Origin of the sequence: Streptomyces sp. NPDC053048 (genome assembly GCF_044547045.1) — a bacterium.
GTDB lineage: Bacteria > Actinomycetota > Actinomycetes > Streptomycetales > Streptomycetaceae > Streptomyces.
The window spans coordinates 84,414-103,210 of sequence record NZ_JBITZS010000013.1 but is presented as its reverse complement, the minus strand read 5'-3'; the positions used below and the strand labels follow the sequence as shown (position 1 = coordinate 103,210).

Annotated in this window: 20 protein-coding genes and 1 pseudogene; 20 read left to right on the top strand and 1 reads right to left on the bottom strand. The window is 71.8% G+C overall.

Annotation, left to right across the window (positions count from 1 at the left end):
- The first annotated feature begins 3 nt into the window (after positions 1 to 3).
- The 14 genes and pseudogenes from rimM (at position 4) to ACIG36_RS30245 (ending at position 11,840) form a co-directional block, all read left to right on the top strand.
- Positions 4 to 621: a ribosome maturation factor RimM gene (gene rimM, locus ACIG36_RS30310; protein WP_399934754.1), complete on the top strand. Its 618-nt coding sequence runs from the start codon at positions 4 to 6 to the stop codon at positions 619 to 621.
- Complete coding sequence (trmD, locus tag ACIG36_RS30305; protein ID WP_399934751.1) at positions 621 to 1,433, top strand: tRNA (guanosine(37)-N1)-methyltransferase TrmD; 813 nt, start codon at positions 621 to 623, stop codon at positions 1,431 to 1,433. The genes rimM and trmD overlap by 1 nt, the downstream gene beginning before the upstream one ends.
- Before the next feature lie 129 nt (positions 1,434 to 1,562).
- Positions 1,563 to 1,913 (top strand): 50S ribosomal protein L19, encoded by a 351-nt coding sequence (rplS, locus tag ACIG36_RS30300; RefSeq protein WP_399934748.1) that lies wholly within the window; start codon positions 1,563 to 1,565, stop codon positions 1,911 to 1,913.
- 44 nt (positions 1,914 to 1,957) lie between these two features.
- Positions 1,958 to 2,809: a signal peptidase I gene (gene lepB / locus ACIG36_RS30295; RefSeq protein ID WP_399934745.1), complete on the top strand. Its 852-nt coding sequence runs from the start codon at positions 1,958 to 1,960 to the stop codon at positions 2,807 to 2,809.
- Positions 2,802 to 3,847 (top strand): annotated as a pseudogene (lepB, locus tag ACIG36_RS30290) (signal peptidase I); the annotation flags it as partial. The gene lepB (ACIG36_RS30295) and the pseudogene lepB (ACIG36_RS30290), both read left to right, overlap by 8 nt.
- Entirely contained in the window at positions 3,810 to 5,018 is a 1,209-nt protein-coding gene (lepB, locus tag ACIG36_RS30285) for a signal peptidase I (protein ID WP_399934743.1), read from the top strand. The pseudogene lepB (ACIG36_RS30290) and the gene lepB (ACIG36_RS30285), both read left to right, overlap by 38 nt.
- A gap of 110 nt (positions 5,019 to 5,128) precedes the next feature.
- Positions 5,129 to 5,869 (top strand): signal peptidase I, encoded by a 741-nt coding sequence (lepB, locus tag ACIG36_RS30280; RefSeq protein WP_399934740.1) that lies wholly within the window; start codon positions 5,129 to 5,131, stop codon positions 5,867 to 5,869.
- On the top strand, positions 5,862 to 6,368 hold the full coding sequence (locus ACIG36_RS30275) for an NUDIX hydrolase (RefSeq protein ID WP_399934737.1): 507 nt from the start codon (positions 5,862 to 5,864) through the stop codon (positions 6,366 to 6,368). The genes lepB (ACIG36_RS30280) and ACIG36_RS30275 overlap by 8 nt, the downstream gene beginning before the upstream one ends.
- Before the next feature lie 39 nt (positions 6,369 to 6,407).
- Positions 6,408 to 6,716, top strand: coding sequence for a DUF2469 domain-containing protein (locus ACIG36_RS30270; RefSeq protein WP_071965846.1), 309 nt, complete (start codon positions 6,408 to 6,410; stop codon positions 6,714 to 6,716).
- A gap of 207 nt (positions 6,717 to 6,923) precedes the next feature.
- Positions 6,924 to 7,283, top strand: a complete 360-nt coding sequence (locus ACIG36_RS30265) for a YraN family protein (RefSeq protein ID WP_399934734.1) — start codon at positions 6,924 to 6,926, stop codon at positions 7,281 to 7,283.
- Positions 7,283 to 8,908, top strand: a complete 1,626-nt coding sequence (locus ACIG36_RS30260; RefSeq protein ID WP_399934731.1) for a YifB family Mg chelatase-like AAA ATPase — start codon at positions 7,283 to 7,285, stop codon at positions 8,906 to 8,908. Before ACIG36_RS30265 ends, ACIG36_RS30260 begins: the two co-directional genes overlap by 1 nt.
- Complete coding sequence (gene dprA / locus ACIG36_RS30255) at positions 8,905 to 10,086, top strand: DNA-processing protein DprA (protein WP_399934728.1); 1,182 nt, start codon at positions 8,905 to 8,907, stop codon at positions 10,084 to 10,086. Before ACIG36_RS30260 ends, dprA begins: the two co-directional genes overlap by 4 nt.
- Positions 10,087 to 10,347: 261 nt before the next feature.
- On the top strand, positions 10,348 to 11,184 hold the full coding sequence (whiG, locus tag ACIG36_RS30250) for an RNA polymerase sigma factor WhiG (protein ID WP_399934725.1): 837 nt from the start codon (positions 10,348 to 10,350) through the stop codon (positions 11,182 to 11,184).
- 98 nt (positions 11,185 to 11,282) lie between these two features.
- The gene (locus tag ACIG36_RS30245; protein WP_399934914.1) at positions 11,283 to 11,840 is read left to right on the top strand and encodes a TetR/AcrR family transcriptional regulator; all 558 of its coding nucleotides are present in this window, start codon (positions 11,283 to 11,285) and stop codon (positions 11,838 to 11,840) included.
- Positions 11,841 to 11,908: 68 nt separating this feature from the next.
- On the opposite strand, the gene ACIG36_RS30240 is transcribed toward ACIG36_RS30245, so the two are convergent.
- Entirely contained in the window at positions 11,909 to 12,544 is a 636-nt protein-coding gene (locus tag ACIG36_RS30240) for a M23 family metallopeptidase (RefSeq protein WP_399934722.1), read from the bottom strand.
- 314 nt (positions 12,545 to 12,858) lie between these two features.
- On the opposite strand from ACIG36_RS30240, the gene rpsB reads away from it, so the two are divergent.
- The 6 genes from rpsB to rlmN all read left to right on the top strand — a co-directional run bounded on the left by rpsB (position 12,859) and on the right by rlmN (position 18,789).
- Complete coding sequence (gene rpsB, locus ACIG36_RS30235; protein ID WP_399934719.1) at positions 12,859 to 13,701, top strand: 30S ribosomal protein S2; 843 nt, start codon at positions 12,859 to 12,861, stop codon at positions 13,699 to 13,701.
- A gap of 171 nt (positions 13,702 to 13,872) precedes the next feature.
- On the top strand, positions 13,873 to 14,709 hold the full coding sequence (gene tsf / locus ACIG36_RS30230; RefSeq protein ID WP_399934716.1) for a translation elongation factor Ts: 837 nt from the start codon (positions 13,873 to 13,875) through the stop codon (positions 14,707 to 14,709).
- A 160-nt stretch (positions 14,710 to 14,869) separates the two neighbouring features.
- Complete coding sequence (gene pyrH, locus ACIG36_RS30225; protein ID WP_399934712.1) at positions 14,870 to 15,649, top strand: UMP kinase; 780 nt, start codon at positions 14,870 to 14,872, stop codon at positions 15,647 to 15,649.
- Between the two features lie 166 nt (positions 15,650 to 15,815).
- Complete coding sequence (frr, locus tag ACIG36_RS30220) at positions 15,816 to 16,373, top strand: ribosome recycling factor (protein WP_399934709.1); 558 nt, start codon at positions 15,816 to 15,818, stop codon at positions 16,371 to 16,373.
- Entirely contained in the window at positions 16,373 to 17,476 is a 1,104-nt protein-coding gene (locus ACIG36_RS30215) for a phosphatidate cytidylyltransferase (RefSeq protein WP_399934706.1), read from the top strand. The genes frr and ACIG36_RS30215 overlap by 1 nt, the downstream gene beginning before the upstream one ends.
- 203 nt (positions 17,477 to 17,679) lie before the next feature.
- Positions 17,680 to 18,789 carry a 23S rRNA (adenine(2503)-C(2))-methyltransferase RlmN gene (rlmN, locus tag ACIG36_RS30210; RefSeq protein ID WP_399934703.1) on the top strand — a complete coding sequence of 370 codons (1,110 nt, stop codon included), beginning with the start codon at positions 17,680 to 17,682 and terminating at the stop codon, positions 18,787 to 18,789.
- The last annotated feature ends 8 nt before the right edge of the window (positions 18,790 to 18,797 follow it).

Below are 18,797 nucleotides of genomic sequence, written 5' to 3'. Positions count from 1 at the left end.
GACGTGCAGCTCGTAGTCGGCAGGATCGGCCGCGCCCATGGCATCAAGGGCGAGGTCACCGTTGAGGTGCGTACGGACGAGCCCGAGCTGCGGCTCGGACCCGGCGCCGTGCTGGCCACGGACCCCGCGGGCGTGGGGCCCCTGACCATCGAGACCGGCCGCGTGCACAGCGGCCGGCTGCTGCTGCGGTTCGCGGGCGTGGGCGACCGCAACGCCGCCGAGGCACTGCGCAACACCCTGCTGATCGCCGACGTCGACCCGGACGAGACTCCCGAGGACCCCGAGGAGTTCTACGACCACCAGCTGATGGACCTCGACGTCATCACCGTCGACGGCACGGCCGTCGGCCGGATCGCGGAGATCTCCCACCTGCCGTCCCAGGACCTCTTCATCGTCGAGCGGCCCGACGGCAGCGAGGTGATGATCCCCTTCGTGTCGGAGATCGTCACCGAGATCGACCTGGAGGGCCAGATCGCGGTCATCGACCCGCCGCTCGGCCTCCTCGACACCGACCAGGCCGAGATCGACAGCGCGCGCGACGCCGAGGCGGAGGCGGGAGCCGGGGCGGAGCCCCAGGCCGGGACCGCCGACGCGCACGGCGCCGAGGAGGGGGAGAAGTAATGCGTCTCGACGTCGTCACGATCTTTCCCGAGTACCTCGAGCCGCTGAACGTCTCGCTCGTCGGCAAGGCGCGCGCCCGCGGTCAGCTCGACGTCCGCATCCACGACCTGCGGGAGTGGACGCACGACAAGCACAACACCGTCGACGACACGCCCTACGGCGGCGGCCCCGGCATGGTGATGAAGCCCGAGCCGTGGGGCGAGGCGCTGGACTCGGTCATCGAGTCGGGCGACGGCGGCAAGCCCGTCCTCGTCGTCCCCACCCCCAGCGGCAGGCCGTTCACGCAGGAGCTCGCCGTCGAGCTCTCCGAACAGCCCTGGCTGGTCTTCACCCCCGCCCGCTACGAGGGCATCGACCGCCGCGTCATCGAGGAGTACGGCGACCGCCTCGACGTCCGCGAGGTCTCCATCGGCGACTACGTACTGGCCGGCGGCGAGGCCCCCGTGCTGGTCATGGTCGAGGCCATCGCCCGGCTGCTGCCCGGCGTCCTCGGCAACGCCGAGTCGCACCGCGACGACTCCTTCGCGCCCGGCGCCATGGCCGACCTGCTCGAGGGCCCCGTCTACACCAAGCCCCCCGAGTGGCGCGGCCGCGGCATCCCGGACGTCCTGGTCAGCGGCCACCACGGCAAGATCGCCCGCTGGCGCCGCGACGAGGCGCTGCGCCGCACCACCGGCAACCGGCCGGACCTGATCGAGCGCGCCGACCCGGCGGCGTTCGACAAGAAGGACCGCGAAATGCTCTCGATCCTGGGCTGGGCCCCGGGCGAGGACGGCCGATTTGGGCGAGTGGCCCCCGTCGTGGAAGAATAAGCCGTTGCCTTGCGCCCGGCGCGCGCCCCTGCCACAGGGGGAACGACGTCCGCCCGGTGTGACGCACCACCCCATCCTTCAGCACGATTCCGCTGATGACCTGTGGCATCAGCGAGGAAGCAGACATTCATGTCCACCCTGCTTTCCGGCGTCGACGCCGCTTCCCTGCGCACCGACGTCCCGGCCTTCCGCCCCGGCGACACCGTGAACGTCCACGTTCGCGTCATCGAGGGCAACCGCTCCCGCATCCAGCAGTTCAAGGGTGTCGTCATCCGCCGCCAGGGCGCGGGCGTCAGCGAGACCTTCACGGTCCGCAAGGTCTCCTTCTCCGTCGGCGTCGAGCGCACCTTCCCGGTGCACAGCCCGATCTTCGAGAAGATCGAGCTCGTCACCCGCGGTGACGTCCGTCGCGCCAAGCTGTACTACCTCCGTGAGCTCCGCGGCAAGGCCGCGAAGATCAAGGAGAAGCGCGACAACTGAGCTTCCCGCCGGCGTCCCGGCCCGGCCGGATAGGCTCTCGGCCGATGGACACCGACGAACAGCTTTCGGAGCGCGACCACTCTCCAGAACCCGCACAGGGGGAGGAGCGGGGGTCGCGCTCCTCGCGTTTTCCCGACCGTTCACCCGGGGGCGTCCGCGGCCACGCCCGCGCGGCACGTCGTTGGGTGGCCGACGGCGGGCCGCTGCGCAAGGCCGGCCTGCTGCTCGTCGTCTGCATGATCTTCCTGCTTCTGGTCAGCAGCTTCCTCGTGCAGCCGTTTCTGATTCCCAGCGGATCGATGAGGAACACCCTCCAGGTCGGCGACCGGGTGCTGGTCAACAAGCTCGCCTACCGCTTCGGGGACGCACCCCGGCGCGGCGATGTGATCGTCTTCGACGGCACCGACTCGTTCGTGCAGGGCGGCCCGCCGGCGGAGAACCCGGTGGCCGCGCTGGTGCGCAAGGGTGCCTCGTCCGTCGGCCTGATGCGCTCGCCGAGCACCGACTACATCAAGCGGGTCGTGGGCGTGGGCGGGGACCGGGTGCGCTGCTGCGACCGGCGCGGGCGGCTGGAGGTCAACGGTCGGCCGGTGCTGGAGGAGCAGTATCTGTATCCCGGGGACTCACCCTCCCAAGTGCCGTTCGACATCGTGGTGCCGGAGGGCAAGCTATGGGTCATGGGTGACCATCGCAGTGACTCCCGTGATTCGCGTGACCACTTGGGCGAGCCGGGTGGTGGAACGGTCCCGCTGGACCGGGTCATCGGGCGCGCCGACTGGATCGGCTGGCCGCTGGGCCGCATCGACTCGCTGAAACGGTCCGGCGCCTTCGCGGACGTCCCCGATCCGGGACGCGGCGGCGGGGCGGTCGGGCACGGCGGTGGCCCGCATGGGTAGCCGGGGGCGCACGGAGCCTCGTACGGCTCCGGCCCGTCCGGCCTCGGCTCGTACAACCCCGCCGGATGCGGAGCGGGGGGCCGCGGGCGCAACCGCGGGGCCGTTGCCCGCGACCGGCGGCCGGGCGGAGCGGCGCAGGGCCGCGCAGCGGCTGAAGCGGCGGCGGCGCCGTTCGGTGATCAAGGAGGTGCCCGTCCTCATAGGCGTGGCGCTGCTGATCGCGCTGGTGCTCAAGACGTTCCTCGTGCAGGCGTTCGTCATCCCCTCCGGCTCGATGGAGCAGACCATCCGGATCGGCGACCGGGTGCTCGTCGACAAGCTGACGCCGTGGTTCGGGGCCCGCCCGGAGCGCGGGGACGTGGTGGTCTTCAAGGATCCGGGCGGCTGGCTGGACGGCGACCAGACGTACTCCGCCGGGCCGGACCCGGTGGGCGTCAAGCAGGTCAAGCAAGGGCTGACCTTCATCGGGCTGCTGCCGTCCGCCGATGAGCGGGACCTGATCAAACGCGTGATCGGGGTGGGCGGCGACACCGTCAAGTGCTGCGACAAGGACGGCAGGATCACGGTCAACGGAAAGCCGGTGGACGAACCGTACGTCCATCCCGGGAACCCTCCCTCGCGGCTGACGTTCGAGGTGAAGGTGCCGGACCGCCGGCTGTTCGTCATGGGCGACCACCGTTCGGACTCCGCCGACTCCCGCTACCACCTGACCGGGCCGGGGCAGGGCACGGTCGGGGAGGACCTGGTGGTGGGGCGCGCGATGGTGATCGCCTGGCCCTTCGGCCACTGGCGCCGGCTGTGACCGGCGGGCGTTGCGGGCCCGTGCGGTTCCGACGCGCCGGGCGTGCGCGGGCGGGGGGACGGTTCGCCGCATAGTGTGTCCCCATGGATCAAGAGGGATTGATCCGGCTCCCGACCCCTGCGGAACTCCCGCTCGTTATGGGAGTGGTGGGCCTGCGTCGTGTGTGCGGCAGGCGGCAGCGTGGAGTGAGGAGTGGATGTGGGGGATTTGGCGGTCGGCGCACGGTCCGGTCACGGTGAGCCCGAAAGGCGGCCCGGGGAGGACGGCCACTCCGGGGAGCCGTCCCGGGAGGTCGCGCGGGACGAGGCCGGCCCCCAGGTGGAGCACGGCCCGGCCGGCCGGGTCTCGGCGGACGACGGCGCCGCGGGTGCGACGGGCGCGACGGGTTCCGGACGTGGCGACGGGCAGGGCCTGTCCGGCGGCGAGGCCGAGGCCGCCGGCCGGGACGAGGGGGCCGACGCCGGCGACCGGGACGAGGCCGACCACGAGCCGGTCCGGCGCGAGCCGCCGAAGCAACGATCCTTCTGGAAGGAGCTGCCGCTCCTCATCGTGATCGCGCTGGCCCTCGCGCTGATCATCAAGACGTTCCTGGTGCAGGCCTTCTCGATCCCGTCCGAGTCGATGCAGAACACGCTCCAGCGCGGCGACCGGGTGCTGGTGGACAAGCTGACGCCGTGGTTCGGGTCCAAACCCGAGCGGGGCGAGGTCGTGGTCTTCCACGATCCGGGCGGCTGGCTGGGGGAGAGCCCGGCCGGTGACAACGGTCCGATCGGCAGCGGCATCCAGAAGGTGCTGAGCTTCGTCGGCCTGATGCCCTCGGCCGAGGAGAAGGACCTGATCAAGCGGGTCATCGCGGTCGGCGGCGACACGGTCGAGTGCAAGGGCGACAACCAGCCGGTGGTCGTCAACGGCAAGCCGCTGGACGAGCCGTACATCTTCCCCGGCAACACGCCGTGCAGCGACAAGCCCTTCGGCCCGATCAAGATCCCCGACGGCCGGATCTGGGTGATGGGCGACCACCGGCAGGACTCGCTCGACTCGCGCTGGCACATGGAGGGCGACCGGTTCCAGGGCACGGTCTCCGAGGACGACGTCGTCGGCCGTGCGATCACCGTGGCCTGGCCGCTCAACCGGCTGAGCTTCCTGGAGGTCCCCAAGACCTTCGACCAGCCGGGGCTGAACGCGGCGGGCGCCGCCGTGCCCCCGGCGCTCGGGCTCGCCGGCGCGCTGCCGCTGGTGCTCTGGCGCCGGCGCCGGATCGTCCGCGGGGCGGCGCGCCCGCACGGGCTTGCGGCCGGCGCGGGTGACAGTGCGGGCGCGGGCGTCGACGCCGGAGCCGCTGGCAGTGCGGGCGTCGACGCCGGAGCCGCTGACAGTGCGGGCGCCGGGGTCGTGCAGAAGGGCTGACTCGCGCCCGTACCGCCGGGTAGTGTGCGATTCCGTGCCCCTGGGCATGCGGAATCCGATCTTCCGTGGGGTCCTGCCCCATGGATCCACGACGCTGCGCGGGGGACGGGATGAGCAGAGCGGGACAGGACACGGACGGCCACGGCCGCGCGGGCAGAGTGCTGTCCGGGCTGGCCGTGGCCGTCGGCCTTGTGCTCTTCCTCGGCGGCTTCGCGTGGACGGCCGTGCAGTACCGGCCGTACAGCGTTCCCACCGACTCGATGGCACCCACCATCGGCGTCGGCGACCGGATCCTGGCCCAGCGAATAGACGGCGACGCCGTGCGCCGCGGTGACATCGTCGTCTTCAAGGACAAGGTCTGGGGCGACACACCCATGATCAAACGGGTGGTGGGCACCGGCGGCGACCGCATCGAGTGCTGCGACGACCGAGGCCGGCTGCTGATCAACGGAAAGCCGGTCGAGGAGCCGTACCTGCGGGCCGCCGGCCCCGCCTCGCCCACCCCCTTCACCGCCACCGTCCCCGAGGGCCGGCTCTTCCTCCTCGGCGACCACCGCACCGACTCGGTGGACTCCCGCACCCACCTGGCCGACGGCGGTCAGGGTGCCGTGCCGCGCGACGCCGTACGGGCACGGGTGGACGCCACCGTCTGGCCGGCGTCGGGCTGGGGCATGATCGACCGGCCCGGCTCGTTCGCCGCCCTGCCCGGCGGCACCTCCCGCCCCGGTCCCCTGCCCCTGCTGGCCGGGTGCGTGATCGCGGGCGCCGTGCTCATCCTGGGAGGTGCGGCGTACGGACCGCTGGCGCGGCGGTCGGCGGGCCGCGGAAAGGTGGCGGTGCCCCATGGCTGAGCAGGCCGCGACGGGTGGCGACCTCCGCCGGGCCGCCCGGGTGATCCTCCTCGACCCCTTCGACCGGGTCCTGCTCATCCACGGCCACGAGCCCGAGGACCCCTCGATCACCTGGTGGTTCACCCCGGGCGGCGGCCTGGAGGGCGACGAGAGCTGGGAAGAGGCCGCACACCGGGAAGTGGCCGAGGAGACCGGCATCACGCGCATCGAACTGGGTCCGGTGCTGTGGACGCGCACCTGTTCCTTCCCCTTCGCCGGCCGGCGCTGGGACCAGGACGAGCGGTACTTCCTGGCCCGCACCCGGCAGACGGCCACCTGGACCGGCGGGGAGACGGAGCTGGAACGGCGCAGCACCCTGGGGCTGCGGTGGTGGACGTGCGAGGAACTCCTCGCGGCCCATGAGACGGTGTATCCGAACAGGCTCGCCGAGCTGCTGCGCACGCTGCTCGACGAGGGGCCCCCTAGTACGCCAGTGCTCCTGGAGACTGAGCGCGCCTGACGCACAATGGGGGGACGCACGGCTGAAGGGGAACATGCCATGAGCGCCGAGGACCTCGAGAAGTACGAGACCGAGATGGAGCTGAAGCTCTACCGGGAGTACCGCGACGTCGTCGGTCTGTTCAAATACGTGATCGAGACCGAGCGTCGCTTCTACCTCACGAACGACTACGAGATGCAGGTGCACTCCGTGCAGGGCGAGGTCTTCTTCGAGGTCTCGATGGCGGACGCGTGGGTGTGGGACATGTACCGGCCCGCCCGCTTCGTCAAACAGGTGCGCGTGCTCACCTTCAAGGACGTGAACATCGAGGAGCTCAACAAGAGCGACCTGGACCTGCCGGGGACGTGATCGGGCTTCAGGGAGTCCGGGCGGGGCCGGGGGCAAGGCTGAGTGGGGCGGGGGCCTGAGCGGGGGCCGGGCCGGGGGCCGGGGCGGGGCCTGAGGGGGGCGGAAGCCCCCGTTCGGGCGGCGAGGTTTTCCACATCGCCCCGGTTGTCCACCAAGATCCAACAGGGCGGGGAAAGGGCTTCATAGTCGGCACCGGAGGTGGTGCCCATGAACGCCCGAGGGGGGCTCGGCAGGTACGGGGAAGAGCTGGCCGCGCGCCGGCTGGCCGAGGCCGGAATGACCGTACTGGCCCGCAACTGGCGATGCCGGGAAGGCGAGGCCGACATCGTCGCGATGGACGGCGACGTCCTGGTGATCTGCGAGGTCAAGGCCCGCCGCGAGGGCCGCTACGAACACCCGATGGCCGCGGTGCGCCGCACGAAGGCCGAGCGGCTGCGCCTGCTCGCCGGCCGCTGGCTGGAACGGCACGGCGGCGCGCCGCCGGGCGGGGTACGCATCGACATCGTGGGCGTGGTCGTCCCGGGGCGGGGCGCGCCCGTCGTCGAGCACGTCAAGGGGGTGGCGTGATGGGCTTCGCCCGTACATGCTCGGTGGCCCTGGTCGGCGTGGAGGGCGTGGCCGTCGAGGTCCAGGCAGACCTGGAGCCGGGTGTCGCCGCCTTCACCCTGGTCGGCCTGCCGGACAAGAGCCTGAGCGAGAGCCGTGACCGGGTGCGGGCCGCGGTGGTGAACTCGGGGGCCGAGTGGCCGCAGAAAAAACTGACCGTCGGGCTCAGCCCCGCGTCGGTGCCCAAGGGCGGCAGCGGCTTCGATTTGGCCGTGGCGTGCGCGGTGCTCGGCGCCGCCGAGCGCCTCGACCCCCGAGCGATCGCCGACCTGATGATGATCGGCGAGCTGGGCCTGGACGGCCGGGTGTGCCCGGTGCGGGGCGTGCTCCCCGCGGTCCTGGCCGCCGCCGACGCCGGCTACCGCCACGTGGTCGTCCCCGAACGCTCGGCGGCCGAAGCGGCACTGGTCCCCGGCGTCTCGGTCCTCGGAGTGCGCAGCCTGCGGCAGCTGATCGCCGTGCTCACCGACGAACCGGTGCCGGAGGAGGACGATCCGTCACCGGGGGAGGGACGGCCCGACCCACTCCCCGCGGCCCTGGCCCTGCCGGGCACCATGCCGATGGCGGCGACACGGCCCGGCGAACGGCCGCCGGACCTGGCCGAGGTCGCCGGACAGACCAGAGCCCGCCGGGCACTGGAAGTCGCCGCCGCAGGCCGGCACCACGTCTACTTCCTCGGACCGCCGGGCGCCGGCAAGACCCTCCTGGCCGAGCGGCTGCCCGGCCTGCTGCCACCCCTGACACCCCAGGAATCGCTCGAGGTCACGGCCGTCCACTCGGTGGCCGGGGTACTGCCCGCAGGGCAACCCCTGATCCAACGGGCGCCCTACTGCGCGCCCCACCACTCGGCGTCCATGCCCTCCCTCGTCGGCGGCGGCTCCGGACTGCCCCGGCCCGGAGCGGTCTCGCTCGCTCATCGAGGGGTACTTTTCATGGACGAAGCCCCCGAATTCTCCGGGCGGGTCCTGGACGCGCTGCGACAACCGCTGGAATCCGGGCACGTGGTGGTCGCCCGCTCCGGCGGGATGATGCGGCTGCCCGCCGCCTTCCTGCTCGCCCTCGCCGCCAACCCCTGCCCCTGCGGGCGGCACGGCATGACCGGGGACGGCTGCGACTGCCCACCCCAGGCCGTCCGGCGCTACCTGAGCCGCCTCTCCGGACCGCTCATGGACCGCGTGGACCTCAGAGTGCGCGTCGAGCCGGTCACACGATCCGAACTGACCGGAACCGGCACCGGCGACGGCACGGGAGCCGAAAGCACCGCCGAGGTCGCCGCACGCGTCCGGACAGCGCGCGAACGGGCCGCCGCCCGGTACGCCGGCACACCATGGCGCACCAACAGCGAGGTCCCCGGCCACGAACTGCGCACCCGCTGGAGAGCCGGACCCGACGCCCTCGGCGAGGCCGAACGGGACATGGAACGCGGCCTCCTGACGGCCCGGGGGCTCGACCGGGTCCTGCGGGTCGCCTGGACGGTGGCCGACCTCGCCGGACACGACCGGCCCGACGCCGGCGACGTCGCCCAGGCGCTGGAACTGCGCACCGGTGTCCAGCGCGGCGCCGTCACCACGGGAGGCCGGCCATGACCGCGCCCGGCCCGGACGAACGCCGGGCACGGGCCGCGCTGACCCGGCTGACCGAGCCCGGCGACCAGCAGGTCGGGCGCTGGCTGCGCGAGCTGGGGCCCGTGGCCCTGCTGCGCGGCCTGACCGGCACCGGGCCACCACCGCCCGGGGCGCGGGCGGACCGGCTCGCGGGCTGCCACGCCCGCGCCGCGACCCTCGACCCGGACGCCGACCTGGCGGCCGTCACTCGCTGGGGCGGCCGCTTCCTGTGCCCCGGCGACATCCAGTGGCCGGGCCAGCTCGACGACCTCGGGGACGCCCGGCCCCTCGGGCTGTGGGTACGCGGCTGCCCCGACGTACGGCTGTGGGCACTGCGCTCGGTGGCCGTGGTGGGAGCCCGCGCCTGCACCGACTACGGCTCCCACGTGGCCGCCCTCCTCGGCGCCGGACTCGCCGAACGCGGCTGGGTCGTCGTCTCCGGCGCCGCCTACGGGGTCGACGGCGCCGCGCACCGCGGGGCGCTGGCCGCGGGCGGGGCGACCGTGGCCGTACTGGCCTCCGGCATCGACGTGCCCTACCCGCGCGGGCACACCGAGTTGCTCGACCGCATCACGGAACAGGGGCTGGTCCTGACCGAGTTGCCGCCGGGCGGACACCCCACCCGCAGCCGCTTCGTGCTCCGCAACCGCGTCATCGCCGCACTGACACGCGGGACGGTGGTCGTGGAAGCCGAGTACCGCAGCGGATCGCTGGTGACGGCGCGCCGGGCGAGAGAGCTGGGACGGCACACGATGGGAGTGCCCGGCCAGGTCACCTCGGGCCTCTCGGCGGGAGTGCACGAACTCCTGCGCGAGGGAGCACAACTGGTGACCGACGCCGACGAGATCGCCGAACTCGTCGGCGCCATCGGCGACCTCGCCCCGCCACGGCGCGGCCCCGTCGTCGCCCGCGACCTGCTGGACACCACCGCCCTCCGCGCGCTCGAAGCCGTGCCCGGACGAGGCGGCGGCGGCACCGAGCTGATCGCCCGCAACGCCGGAATGGGCAGGGAACGGACGCTCGCCAGCCTGTACGAACTCCAGGCGCTGGGGTTCGTGGAACGCCGAGGCGATCTCTGGCAGCTGGCTGACGCGGCGTCAACATCCGGCACCCCCAAGCCCCCCGGACGGCGCCCACCTGCGCGGCGAGGCGGTGCTTGACCTGGGGTGATCGGGTGAAAGGGTTAAGGCGGTGACCGTGGCGGCCGATACGGCGGGCTCCGCGGGCCGCCGGACGCCCGGCGGCCGTCACCCGGCGCGCGGCCCGTACGAGGCGGCCGCGCCGAGGAAGGCAGCCGCGTCCATCGAAGGGGTCTCCTCGCTCACTGCAGCGCTCCGGTCACGCTACGCTCACGGAAATTCCCTCCATTCGTACCACCGGTCCACGTCACAGCGACACAGCAGAACGGCTCAGAACGACGAATGCCCCAGCACACCTCCGGGTCCGACCACGCGGCGGCACCGCCCGCAGCGCGCGGCACCGTGCGCCCACCCGCCCCCACGACGCTCGACGAGCTGTGGCGGTCGTACAAGGCCTCGGGCGACGACCGGCTGCGGGAGCAACTGATCCTCCACTACTCACCCCTGGTGAAGTACGTGGCGGGACGGGTCAGCGTCGGACTGCCGCCCAACGTCGAACAGGCCGACTTCGTCTCCTCCGGCATCTTCGGCCTCATCGACGCCATCGAGAAGTTCGACCCCTCCCGCTCTATCAAATTCGAGACCTACGCCATCACCCGCATCCGCGGCGCCATGATCGACGAGCTGCGGGCCCTGGACTGGATCCCCCGCTCCGTCCGCCAGAAGGCCCGCGCCGTCGAGCGCGCGTACGCCACCCTGGAAGCCGCGCTGCGCCGCACGCCCTCCGAGGCCGAGGTGGCCGCGGAGATGGGCATCACCCTCGACGAACTGCACGCCGTCTTCAGCCAGTTGTCGCTGGCCAACGTGGTGGCGCTGGAGGAGCTGCTGTACTCCGGAGGCGAGGGCGGCGACCGGCTGAGCCTGATGGACACCCTCGAGGACACCGCCGCCGACGACCCCGTCGAGGTGGCCGAGGACCACGAGCTGCGCAGACTGCTCGCCCGCGCGATCAACACCCTCCCCGAGCGGGAGAAGACCGTCGTGACCCTCTACTACTACGAGGGCCTCACCCTCGCCGAGATCGGCCACGTCCTCGGGGTCACGGAGAGCAGGGTCAGCCAGATCCACACCAAGTCGGTCCTCCAGCTCAGGGCCAAGCTGGCGGACGTCGGGCGCTGACCGGGTCGCCCGTTCGCCCGCTGAATCGTCCCTCCAGCGTCGTCCCCGGCAAGCCCGGTCCGTAAAGTGGGACCGTGCCCAGGATTCGAGCGGCCTCAGTGGCCGAGCACCGGACGATGCAGCGCGACGCCCTCTTGGACGCCGCCCGCTCACTGCTGTCCGAAGGCGGTACGGAGGCGCTGACCTTCCCCGCCCTCGCCGAGCGCACGGGACTCGCGCGGTCCTCGGTCTACGAGTACTTCCGCTCGCGCGCGGCCGTCGTCGAGGAGCTGTGCGCGGTCGACTTCCCCGTCTGGGCGGCGGAAGTCGAGGCCGCCATGGAGCGGGCCGGCACGGCCGAGGAGAAGATCGAGGCCTATGTGCGCCGACAGCTGGCGCTCGTGGGCGACCGCCGCCACCGCGCCGTGGTCGCCATCTCCGCCGGCGAGCTGGACGCCGGCGCCCGCGAGAAGATCCGCGCCGCCCACGGCGGACTGATCGCCATGGTCGTCGAGGCCCTGGAGGCCCTCGGCCACGAGCAGCCCCGGCTGACGGCCATGCTGCTCCAAGGCGTGGTCGACGCCGCCGTCCGCCGGATCGAGCTCGGCGCGGCCGAGGAGCCGGAATGGATCACCGAGGCCGCGGTGACCATGGCCCTGCGCGGCGTCCGGGGCTGACCCCCGGGGGCCCCTCCCCCCCCGCCCCCTCCCTCCCCCTCCCCTCAGCCCCCAGCCGCAGCTTCCGCTCAGCCCTCACCGCCCGTCGCCCTGCCCACGGCAGCCGACGCCGCGGGCAGGGCGTATCCGCCGAGTGGTCCCGACAGGGGTAGTAGTCGTGACGGGCCGCGTCGCAGCATCCATGGCGGTAGCAGGCTGAGTGGGTCGAGGTAGGTGTCGCCGCGGCGCAGGCCCCAGTGGAGGCAGCCTCCGGTGCAGTGGGTGCGGCTGGCTTCCAGTACTCCGATGACGTCGCCCGCCGCCACGCGGTCGCCGGGGCGGGCTGTGGCGCGCACCGGTTCGTATGTCGTGCGCAGTGGCGGGTCGCCTGTGCCGGTCAGTTCGATGGAGATCACTCCGCGGCCGGCGACGGTGCCGGCGAAGGACACGGTGCCGGGGGCGGCCGCGCGGACCGGTTGGCCGGGCGGGGCCGTGAGGTCCACGCCGCGGTGGCCGGCGGCCCAGGGGGCCGGGGGTGGTTCCCATGCCCGCGCCACCAGTGGCCGGGGGTCCGTGGTGCCGGCCACCGGCCACGCGCGGTCACGGTCCGGGCCCCGTGGGCCGGGGCCCGGGGCCGCGGTGGCGTATGTGCAGCCGAGGAAGAGGCACGCGAGGGCGCACAGGGTGAGCGTCCGCGCGGCGGCCGTGTCCAGTGGTCGTCGCATGGCTCCACGGTGGCGGAGTCCGCCGGTCTTCGGGGATCTTGAGGGCGGGCTGTGGACTACTCGCCGGTTGTGGACAACGCCGTCACCCGGCGCTTCTCCGGTCCCGTACACTTCTCTTGGCGATCCGGGTCACCGGGTCGACTTCGCACGCCCCGCCACTGGCGCGTCAGACCCACTCGGGCAGCCCGGTGGCCGTGTCTCTCGGTCCGCGGTACGGCTTCTCGCAAGGGATCCGTCCACGGCAGGCGCGTCGGGGCGTCAGGAGCGGCGGCCGCCCGGCCGTCGTGGAACCGAGTATTTCAAGGAGCGCGGCCATGGCCGTCGTCACGATGCGGGAGCTGCTGGAGAGCGGCGTCCACTTCGGTCACCAGACCCGTCGTTGGAACCCGAAGATGAAGCGTTTCATCTTCACCGAGCGCAACGGCATCTACATCATCGACCTGCTCCAGTCGCTGTCGTACATCGACCGCGCCTACGAGTTCGTCAAGGAGACCGTCGCGCACGGCGGCTCCATCATGTTCGTCGGTACGAAGAAGCAGGCCCAGGAGGCCATCGCCGAGCAGGCGACCCGTGTCGGCATGCCCTACGTCAACCAGCGCTGGCTGGGCGGCATGCTCACCAACTTCTCGACCGTCTACAAGCGCCTGCAGCGCCTGAAGGAGCTCGAGCTCATCGACTTCGAGGACGTGGCCGCCTCCGGCCTCACCAAGAAGGAGCTCCTGGTCCTCTCCCGCGAGAAGGCCAAGCTCGAGAAGACCCTCGGTGGTATCCGCGAGATGCAGAAGGTGCCCAGCGCCGTCTGGATCGTGGACACCAAGAAGGAGCACATCGCCGTCGGTGAGGCGCGCAAGCTGCGCATCCCCGTCGTCGCGATCCTCGACACCAACTGCGACCCCGACGAGGTCGACTACAAGATCCCGGGCAACGACGACGCCATCCGCTCCGTCACCCTGCTCACCCGCGTGATCGCCGACGCCGTCGCCGAGGGCCTCATCGCCCGCTCCGGTGGTGCCGGTGAGGGCAAGGGCGAGAAGGCCGCCGGCGAGCCGCTGGCCGAGTGGGAGCGCGACCTGCTCGAGGGCGAGAAGAAGGCCGACGAGGCCGCCGAGGCCCCGGCCGCCGAGGCCGAGAAGCCGGCGGACGCCGAGCAGGCCTGACGCCCTGCGGTACCGGACGGCGGGGGTGACCCCGCCGTCCCGGTGGATCCACTGTCGGACCCCGTCAGCGGGACGGGAGCCGACAGCTGTGGTGACCTCAAGACGGACCAGCCTTGCCGGTGACGCCCGAGCGGCCACGGCAAGGCTCAGTGCAGAAGAAGGATTCTGAGGATGGCGAACTACACCGCCGCTGACGTCAAGAAGCTCCGCGAGCAGACCGGCGCCGGCATGATGGACTGCAAGAAGGCGCTCGAGGAGGCCGAGGGCAACCTCGAGAAGGCCGTCGAGATCGTTCGCGTCAAGGGCCTGAAGGGCGTGGCCAAGCGCGAGAGCCGCACCACCGAGAACGGTGCCGTCGTCTCCGTCATCGCCGAGGACAACACCTCCGGCGTGATCGTCGAGCTCAAGTGCGAGACCGACTTCGTCGCCAAGGGCGAGAAGTTCGTCGCCGTCGCCGAGGCCCTGGCCGCCCACGTCGCCAAGGCCGCCCCGGCCGACGTCGAGGCCCTGATGGCCTCCGAGATCGAGGCCGGCAAGACCGTCCAGGCGTTCGTGGACGAGGCCAACGCCACCCTCGGCGAGAAGATCGTCGTCGACCGCTTCGCGCGCTTCGACGACGGCCAGGTCTTCTCCTACATGCACCGCACCGCCGCGGACCTGCCCCCGCAGGTCGGCGTGCTGGTCGAGCTGGACAAGGCCAACGCCGAGGTCGCCAAGGACGTCGCGCAGCACATTGCCGCCTTCGCGCCGAAGTTCCTCTCCCGTGACGCCATCCCCGCCGACGTCGTCGAGAACGAGCGCCGCGTCGCCGAGGCCACCGCTCGCGAGGAGGGCAAGCCCGAGGCCGCCCTGCCGAAGATCGTCGAGGGTCGCGTCACCGGCTTCTTCAAGGAGCAGGTCCTGCTGGACCAGCCCTTCGCCAAGGACAACAAGAAGACCGTCCAGAAGGTTCTGGACGAGGCCGGTGTCACGCTGAAGCGCTTCGCTCGCATCCGCGTCGGCGCCTGAGCCGTCGGCAGCAGCGAATGACCCGCGACCCGCTAGGGTCGTATGCAGCCGACCGTCCACCGGCCGGCAGCTGATGTGACGAGGAGGCCATTGCCGCAGAGGGAACCGAAAGGATCCATCCGGCAATGGCCTTCTTCGTATGTGCACGAGGAGAACTGCAATGAACCAGGGCGCGGACGCCAAGCAGGCCACCGACGGGACGAGCGCCGACCAGGGCAAGCGGCGTCGGTTCCTGCTGAAACTGTCAGGTGAGGCCTTCGCCGGTGGCGGCGGGCTCGGTGTCGACCCCGATGTCGTGCACGCCATCGCCCGGGAGATCGCGGCCGTGGTCCGCGAGGGCTACGAGATCGCCGTGGTCATCGGCGGCGGCAACTTCTTCCGCGGCGCCGAGCTGCAGCAGCGCGGCATGGACCGTGCCCGCTCCGACTACATGGGCATGCTCGGCACCGTGATGAACAGCCTCGCCCTCCAGGACTTCCTGTCCAAGGAAGGCGTCGAGACGCGGGTCCAGACCGGCATCACCATGGGCCAGGTCGCCGAGCCGTTCATCCCGCTGCGCGCCGTGCGGCACCTGGAGAAGGGCCGCGTCGTGATCTTCGGCGCCGGCATGGGCATGCCCTACTTCTCCACGGACACCACCGCCGCCCAGCGCGCCCTGGAGATCCACGCCGAGGCGATCCTCATGGGCAAGAACGGCGTCGACGGGGTCTACGACTCCGACCCGAAGAAGAACCCCGACGCGGTGAAGTTCGACGCCCTCGAGTACAGCGAGGTGCTCTCCCGCGGCCTGAAGGTCGCCGACGCCACCGCCATCAGCCTGTGCATGGACAACCGGGTGCCGATCCTGGTCTTCGAGCTGCTGGCCGAGGGCAACATCGCGCGGGCCGTCAAGGGTGAGAAGATCGGCACGCTCGTGAGCGACCAGGGCACGCGGGACTGACGACCCGCACCGCCGTCCGTCCCCCACCCGACGTGACGGACGGCAACTCCGTGCCGTGGGAAGACCTCGGCACGGGGATGGACAACTGCCTGCCGGTCGGACACCGTGCAGGAGAAGACGCGCGCAGGGGCGAGGCTCTGCTTACTGATAACACCAGGAGCAAGTGGTGATCGAAGAGATCCTCCTCGAGGCCGAGGAGAAGATGGAGAAGGCCGTTGTGGTCGCCAAGGAGGACTTCGCGGCGATCCGCACCGGGCGTGCGCACCCGGCGATGTTCAACAAGATCGTGGCGGACTACTACGGTGCGCTGACGCCCATCAACCAGCTGGCGTCGTTCTCGGTGCCGGAGCCGCGCATGGCCGTGGTCACCCCGTTCGACAAGAGCGCGCTGCGCAACATCGAGCAGGCCATCCGCGACTCCGACCTGGGCGTCAACCCCAGCAACGACGGCAACATCATCCGGGTGACGTTCCCGGAGCTGACCGAGCAGCGCCGCCGTGAGTTCGTCAAGGTCGCCAAGACCAAGGCCGAGGACGCCAAGGTCTCGATCCGCTCCGTCCGCCGCAAGGCCAAGGACGCCCTGGACAAGCTGGTCAAGGACAAGGAGTCCGGCGAGGACGAGGTCCGCCGCGCCGAGAAGGAGCTCGACGACACCACCGCGAAGTACGTCGCGCAGGTGGACGAGCTGCTCAAGCACAAGGAATCCGAGCTCCTCGAGGTCTGATGAACGACGCATCCTGGGGAGCCCCGCCGCGCGCCGGACACTGGGGGTCCACCGACCGGGGACCTTCCCCCGGCTACCGCCGGGAGGTGCCTCCTCCGGCGGGTCCTGTGCACGAGGCGGGCATCGCGGCGCAGACTCGGCCCATGCCCATCGTGCCCGGAGCAGGCGGAGACCAGGACGACCGTGAGCAGGGGGCCGCGCACATCGGCGGCCCCCTGTTCCGCGATGAACAGGAGCCCGACATCCGCCCGCAGGAGCCCGCCGCGCCCCACGGGGGCAAGGCGAAGAAGAGCGCGGGCCGCGATCTGCGGGCCGCGATAGGGGTCGGGGTCGGCCTCGGCGCGGTGATCCTGGCCTCCCTGTTCGTCTACAAGCCCGTCTTCCTCGGCGTGATCGTCGTCGCCGTGGTGGTCGGGCTGTGGGAGCTGACCTCCCGGCTCGCCGAGCGCAAGGACATCAAGGCTCCCCTGGTGCCGCTCGCCATCGGCGGTGCCGCGATGACCGTCGCGGGCTACGTCAACGGCGCCGAGGGCGCGTGGGTGGCCATGGCCTTCACCGCGCTCGCCGTGCTCGTGTGGCGGATGACGGAGTCGCCGGACGACTACCTCAAGGACGTCACGGCGGGCATCTTCGCCGCCTTCTACGTGCCGTTCCTCGCCACCTTCGTGGCACTGATGCTGGCCGCCGGCGACGGCGCCTGGCGGGTGCTGACGTTCCTGATCCTGACGGTCGTCAGCGACACCGGGGCGTACGCGGTGGGCTGGCGCTTCGGCCGGCACAAGCTGGCCCCGCGCATCAGCCCCGGCAAGACCCGCGAGGGCCTGCTCGGCGCGGTGGCGTTCGCGATGGTGGCGGGCGCGCTGTGCATGCAGTTCCTGATCGACGACGGAGTGTGGTGGCAGGGCCTGCTGCTGGGCTTCGCGGTCGCGATCAGCGCCACGCTGGGCGACCTGGGCGAATCCATGATCAAGCGGGATCTGGGCATCAAGGACATGGGCTCCCTGCTGCCGGGCCACGGAGGGATCATGGACCGGCTGGACTCCCTGCTGCCGACGGCACCGGTGGTGTGGCTGCTGATGGTGGCGTTCGTGGGCTCCGCCTGACATCTGCTCGATCACCTCGGCCCGGCCCGGTCCGGAGCGGGCCAGGTACCCTGGAAGGGCTCGTCGCCGTGCGACGGGCCCTTTTCCGGCCCCGCGACCGCGGGGGTGTCCCAGGGAAATCTTCGGGTTCCGGCACCGTCCTGCCGCCGGCTCCGCGACATGCGGAGACCATCCGCTCTCGTCGCAATGAGGAGTTTCCGCTCATGGCCCCCGCGCCCGGAGAACTGACGTTCGTCGCCCCCCGCGGGGCCAAGCTGCCCCCGCGCCACCTCGCCGACCTCAGCCCCGCCGAGCGCCGGGAGGCCGTCGCCGCGATCGGTGAGAAGCCCTTCCGCGCGAAGCAGCTGTCCCAGCACTACTTCGCCCGCTACGCGCACGACCCGGCGGCCTGGACGGACATCCCGGCCGCCGCCCGCGAGAAGCTCGCGGGCGAACTGCTGCCGGAGCTGATGAGCGTCGTGCGGCACATCTCGTGCGACGACGACACGACCCGCAAGACCCTGTGGCGCCTGCACGACGGCAAGCTCGTCGAGTCCGTCCTGATGCGCTACCCCGACCGGGTCACCATGTGCATCAGCTCCCAGGCGGGCTGCGGCATGAACTGCCCGTTCTGCGCCACCGGCCAGGCGGGCCTGGACCGCAATCTGTCCACGGCCGAGATCGTGCACCAGATCGTCGACGGCATGCGCGCCCTGCGCGACGGCGAGGTCCCCGGCGGCCCCGCCCGGCTGTCCAACATCGTCTTCATGGGCATGGGCGAGCCGCTGGCCAACTACAAGCGCGTCGTCGGCGCCATCCGCCGGCTGACCGACCCCGAGCCCGACGGCCTGGGCCTGTCGCAGCGCGGCATCACCGTCTCCACCGTCGGCCTGGTCCCGGCCATGCACCGCTTCGCGGACGAGGGCTTCAAGTGCCGCCTCGCGGTCTCGCTGCACGCGCCCGACGACGAGCTGCGCGACACCCTGGTGCCGGTCAACACCCGCTGGAAGGTCCGCGAGGTGCTGGACGCCGCGTGGGAGTACGCGGAGAAGTCCGGCCGCCGGATCTCCATCGAGTACGCCCTGATCCGGGACATCAACGACCAGGCCTGGCGCGGTGACCTGCTGGGCCGGCTCCTCAAGGGCAAGCGGGTGCACGTCAACCTCATCCCGCTCAACCCCACGCCCGGCTCGAAGTGGACGGCCTCCCGCCCCGAGGACGAGCGCGCGTTCGTCCAGGCGATCGCCGCGCACGGGGTGCCGGTGACCGTGCGCGACACCCGCGGGCAGGAGATCGACGGGGCGTGCGGGCAGCTGGCCGCCACCGAGCGCTGATACTGTCC

Excerpts from the sequence above, each read along its gene's own strand:
- trmD (WP_399934751.1), top strand. The coding sequence starts at position 621 with ATGCGTCTCGACGTCGTCACGATCTTTCCCGAGTACCTCGAGCCGCTG.
- rplS (WP_399934748.1), top strand. The coding sequence starts at position 1,563 with ATGTCCACCCTGCTTTCCGGCGTCGACGCCGCTTCCCTGCGCACCGAC.
- lepB (WP_399934745.1), top strand. The coding sequence starts at position 1,958 with ATGGACACCGACGAACAGCTTTCGGAGCGCGACCACTCTCCAGAACCC.
- lepB (WP_399934740.1), top strand. The coding sequence starts at position 5,129 with ATGAGCAGAGCGGGACAGGACACGGACGGCCACGGCCGCGCGGGCAGA.
- ACIG36_RS30275 (WP_399934737.1), top strand. The coding sequence starts at position 5,862 with ATGGCTGAGCAGGCCGCGACGGGTGGCGACCTCCGCCGGGCCGCCCGG.
- ACIG36_RS30270 (WP_071965846.1), top strand. The coding sequence starts at position 6,408 with ATGAGCGCCGAGGACCTCGAGAAGTACGAGACCGAGATGGAGCTGAAG.
- ACIG36_RS30265 (WP_399934734.1), top strand. The coding sequence starts at position 6,924 with ATGAACGCCCGAGGGGGGCTCGGCAGGTACGGGGAAGAGCTGGCCGCG.
- ACIG36_RS30260 (WP_399934731.1), top strand. The coding sequence starts at position 7,283 with ATGGGCTTCGCCCGTACATGCTCGGTGGCCCTGGTCGGCGTGGAGGGC.
- dprA (WP_399934728.1), top strand. The coding sequence starts at position 8,905 with ATGACCGCGCCCGGCCCGGACGAACGCCGGGCACGGGCCGCGCTGACC.
- whiG (WP_399934725.1), top strand. The coding sequence starts at position 10,348 with ATGCCCCAGCACACCTCCGGGTCCGACCACGCGGCGGCACCGCCCGCA.
- ACIG36_RS30240 (WP_399934722.1), bottom strand. The coding sequence starts at position 12,544 with ATGCGACGACCACTGGACACGGCCGCCGCGCGGACGCTCACCCTGTGC.
- rpsB (WP_399934719.1), top strand. The coding sequence starts at position 12,859 with ATGGCCGTCGTCACGATGCGGGAGCTGCTGGAGAGCGGCGTCCACTTC.
- tsf (WP_399934716.1), top strand. The coding sequence starts at position 13,873 with ATGGCGAACTACACCGCCGCTGACGTCAAGAAGCTCCGCGAGCAGACC.
- pyrH (WP_399934712.1), top strand. The coding sequence starts at position 14,870 with ATGAACCAGGGCGCGGACGCCAAGCAGGCCACCGACGGGACGAGCGCC.
- ACIG36_RS30215 (WP_399934706.1), top strand. The coding sequence starts at position 16,373 with ATGAACGACGCATCCTGGGGAGCCCCGCCGCGCGCCGGACACTGGGGG.
- rlmN (WP_399934703.1), top strand. The coding sequence starts at position 17,680 with ATGGCCCCCGCGCCCGGAGAACTGACGTTCGTCGCCCCCCGCGGGGCC.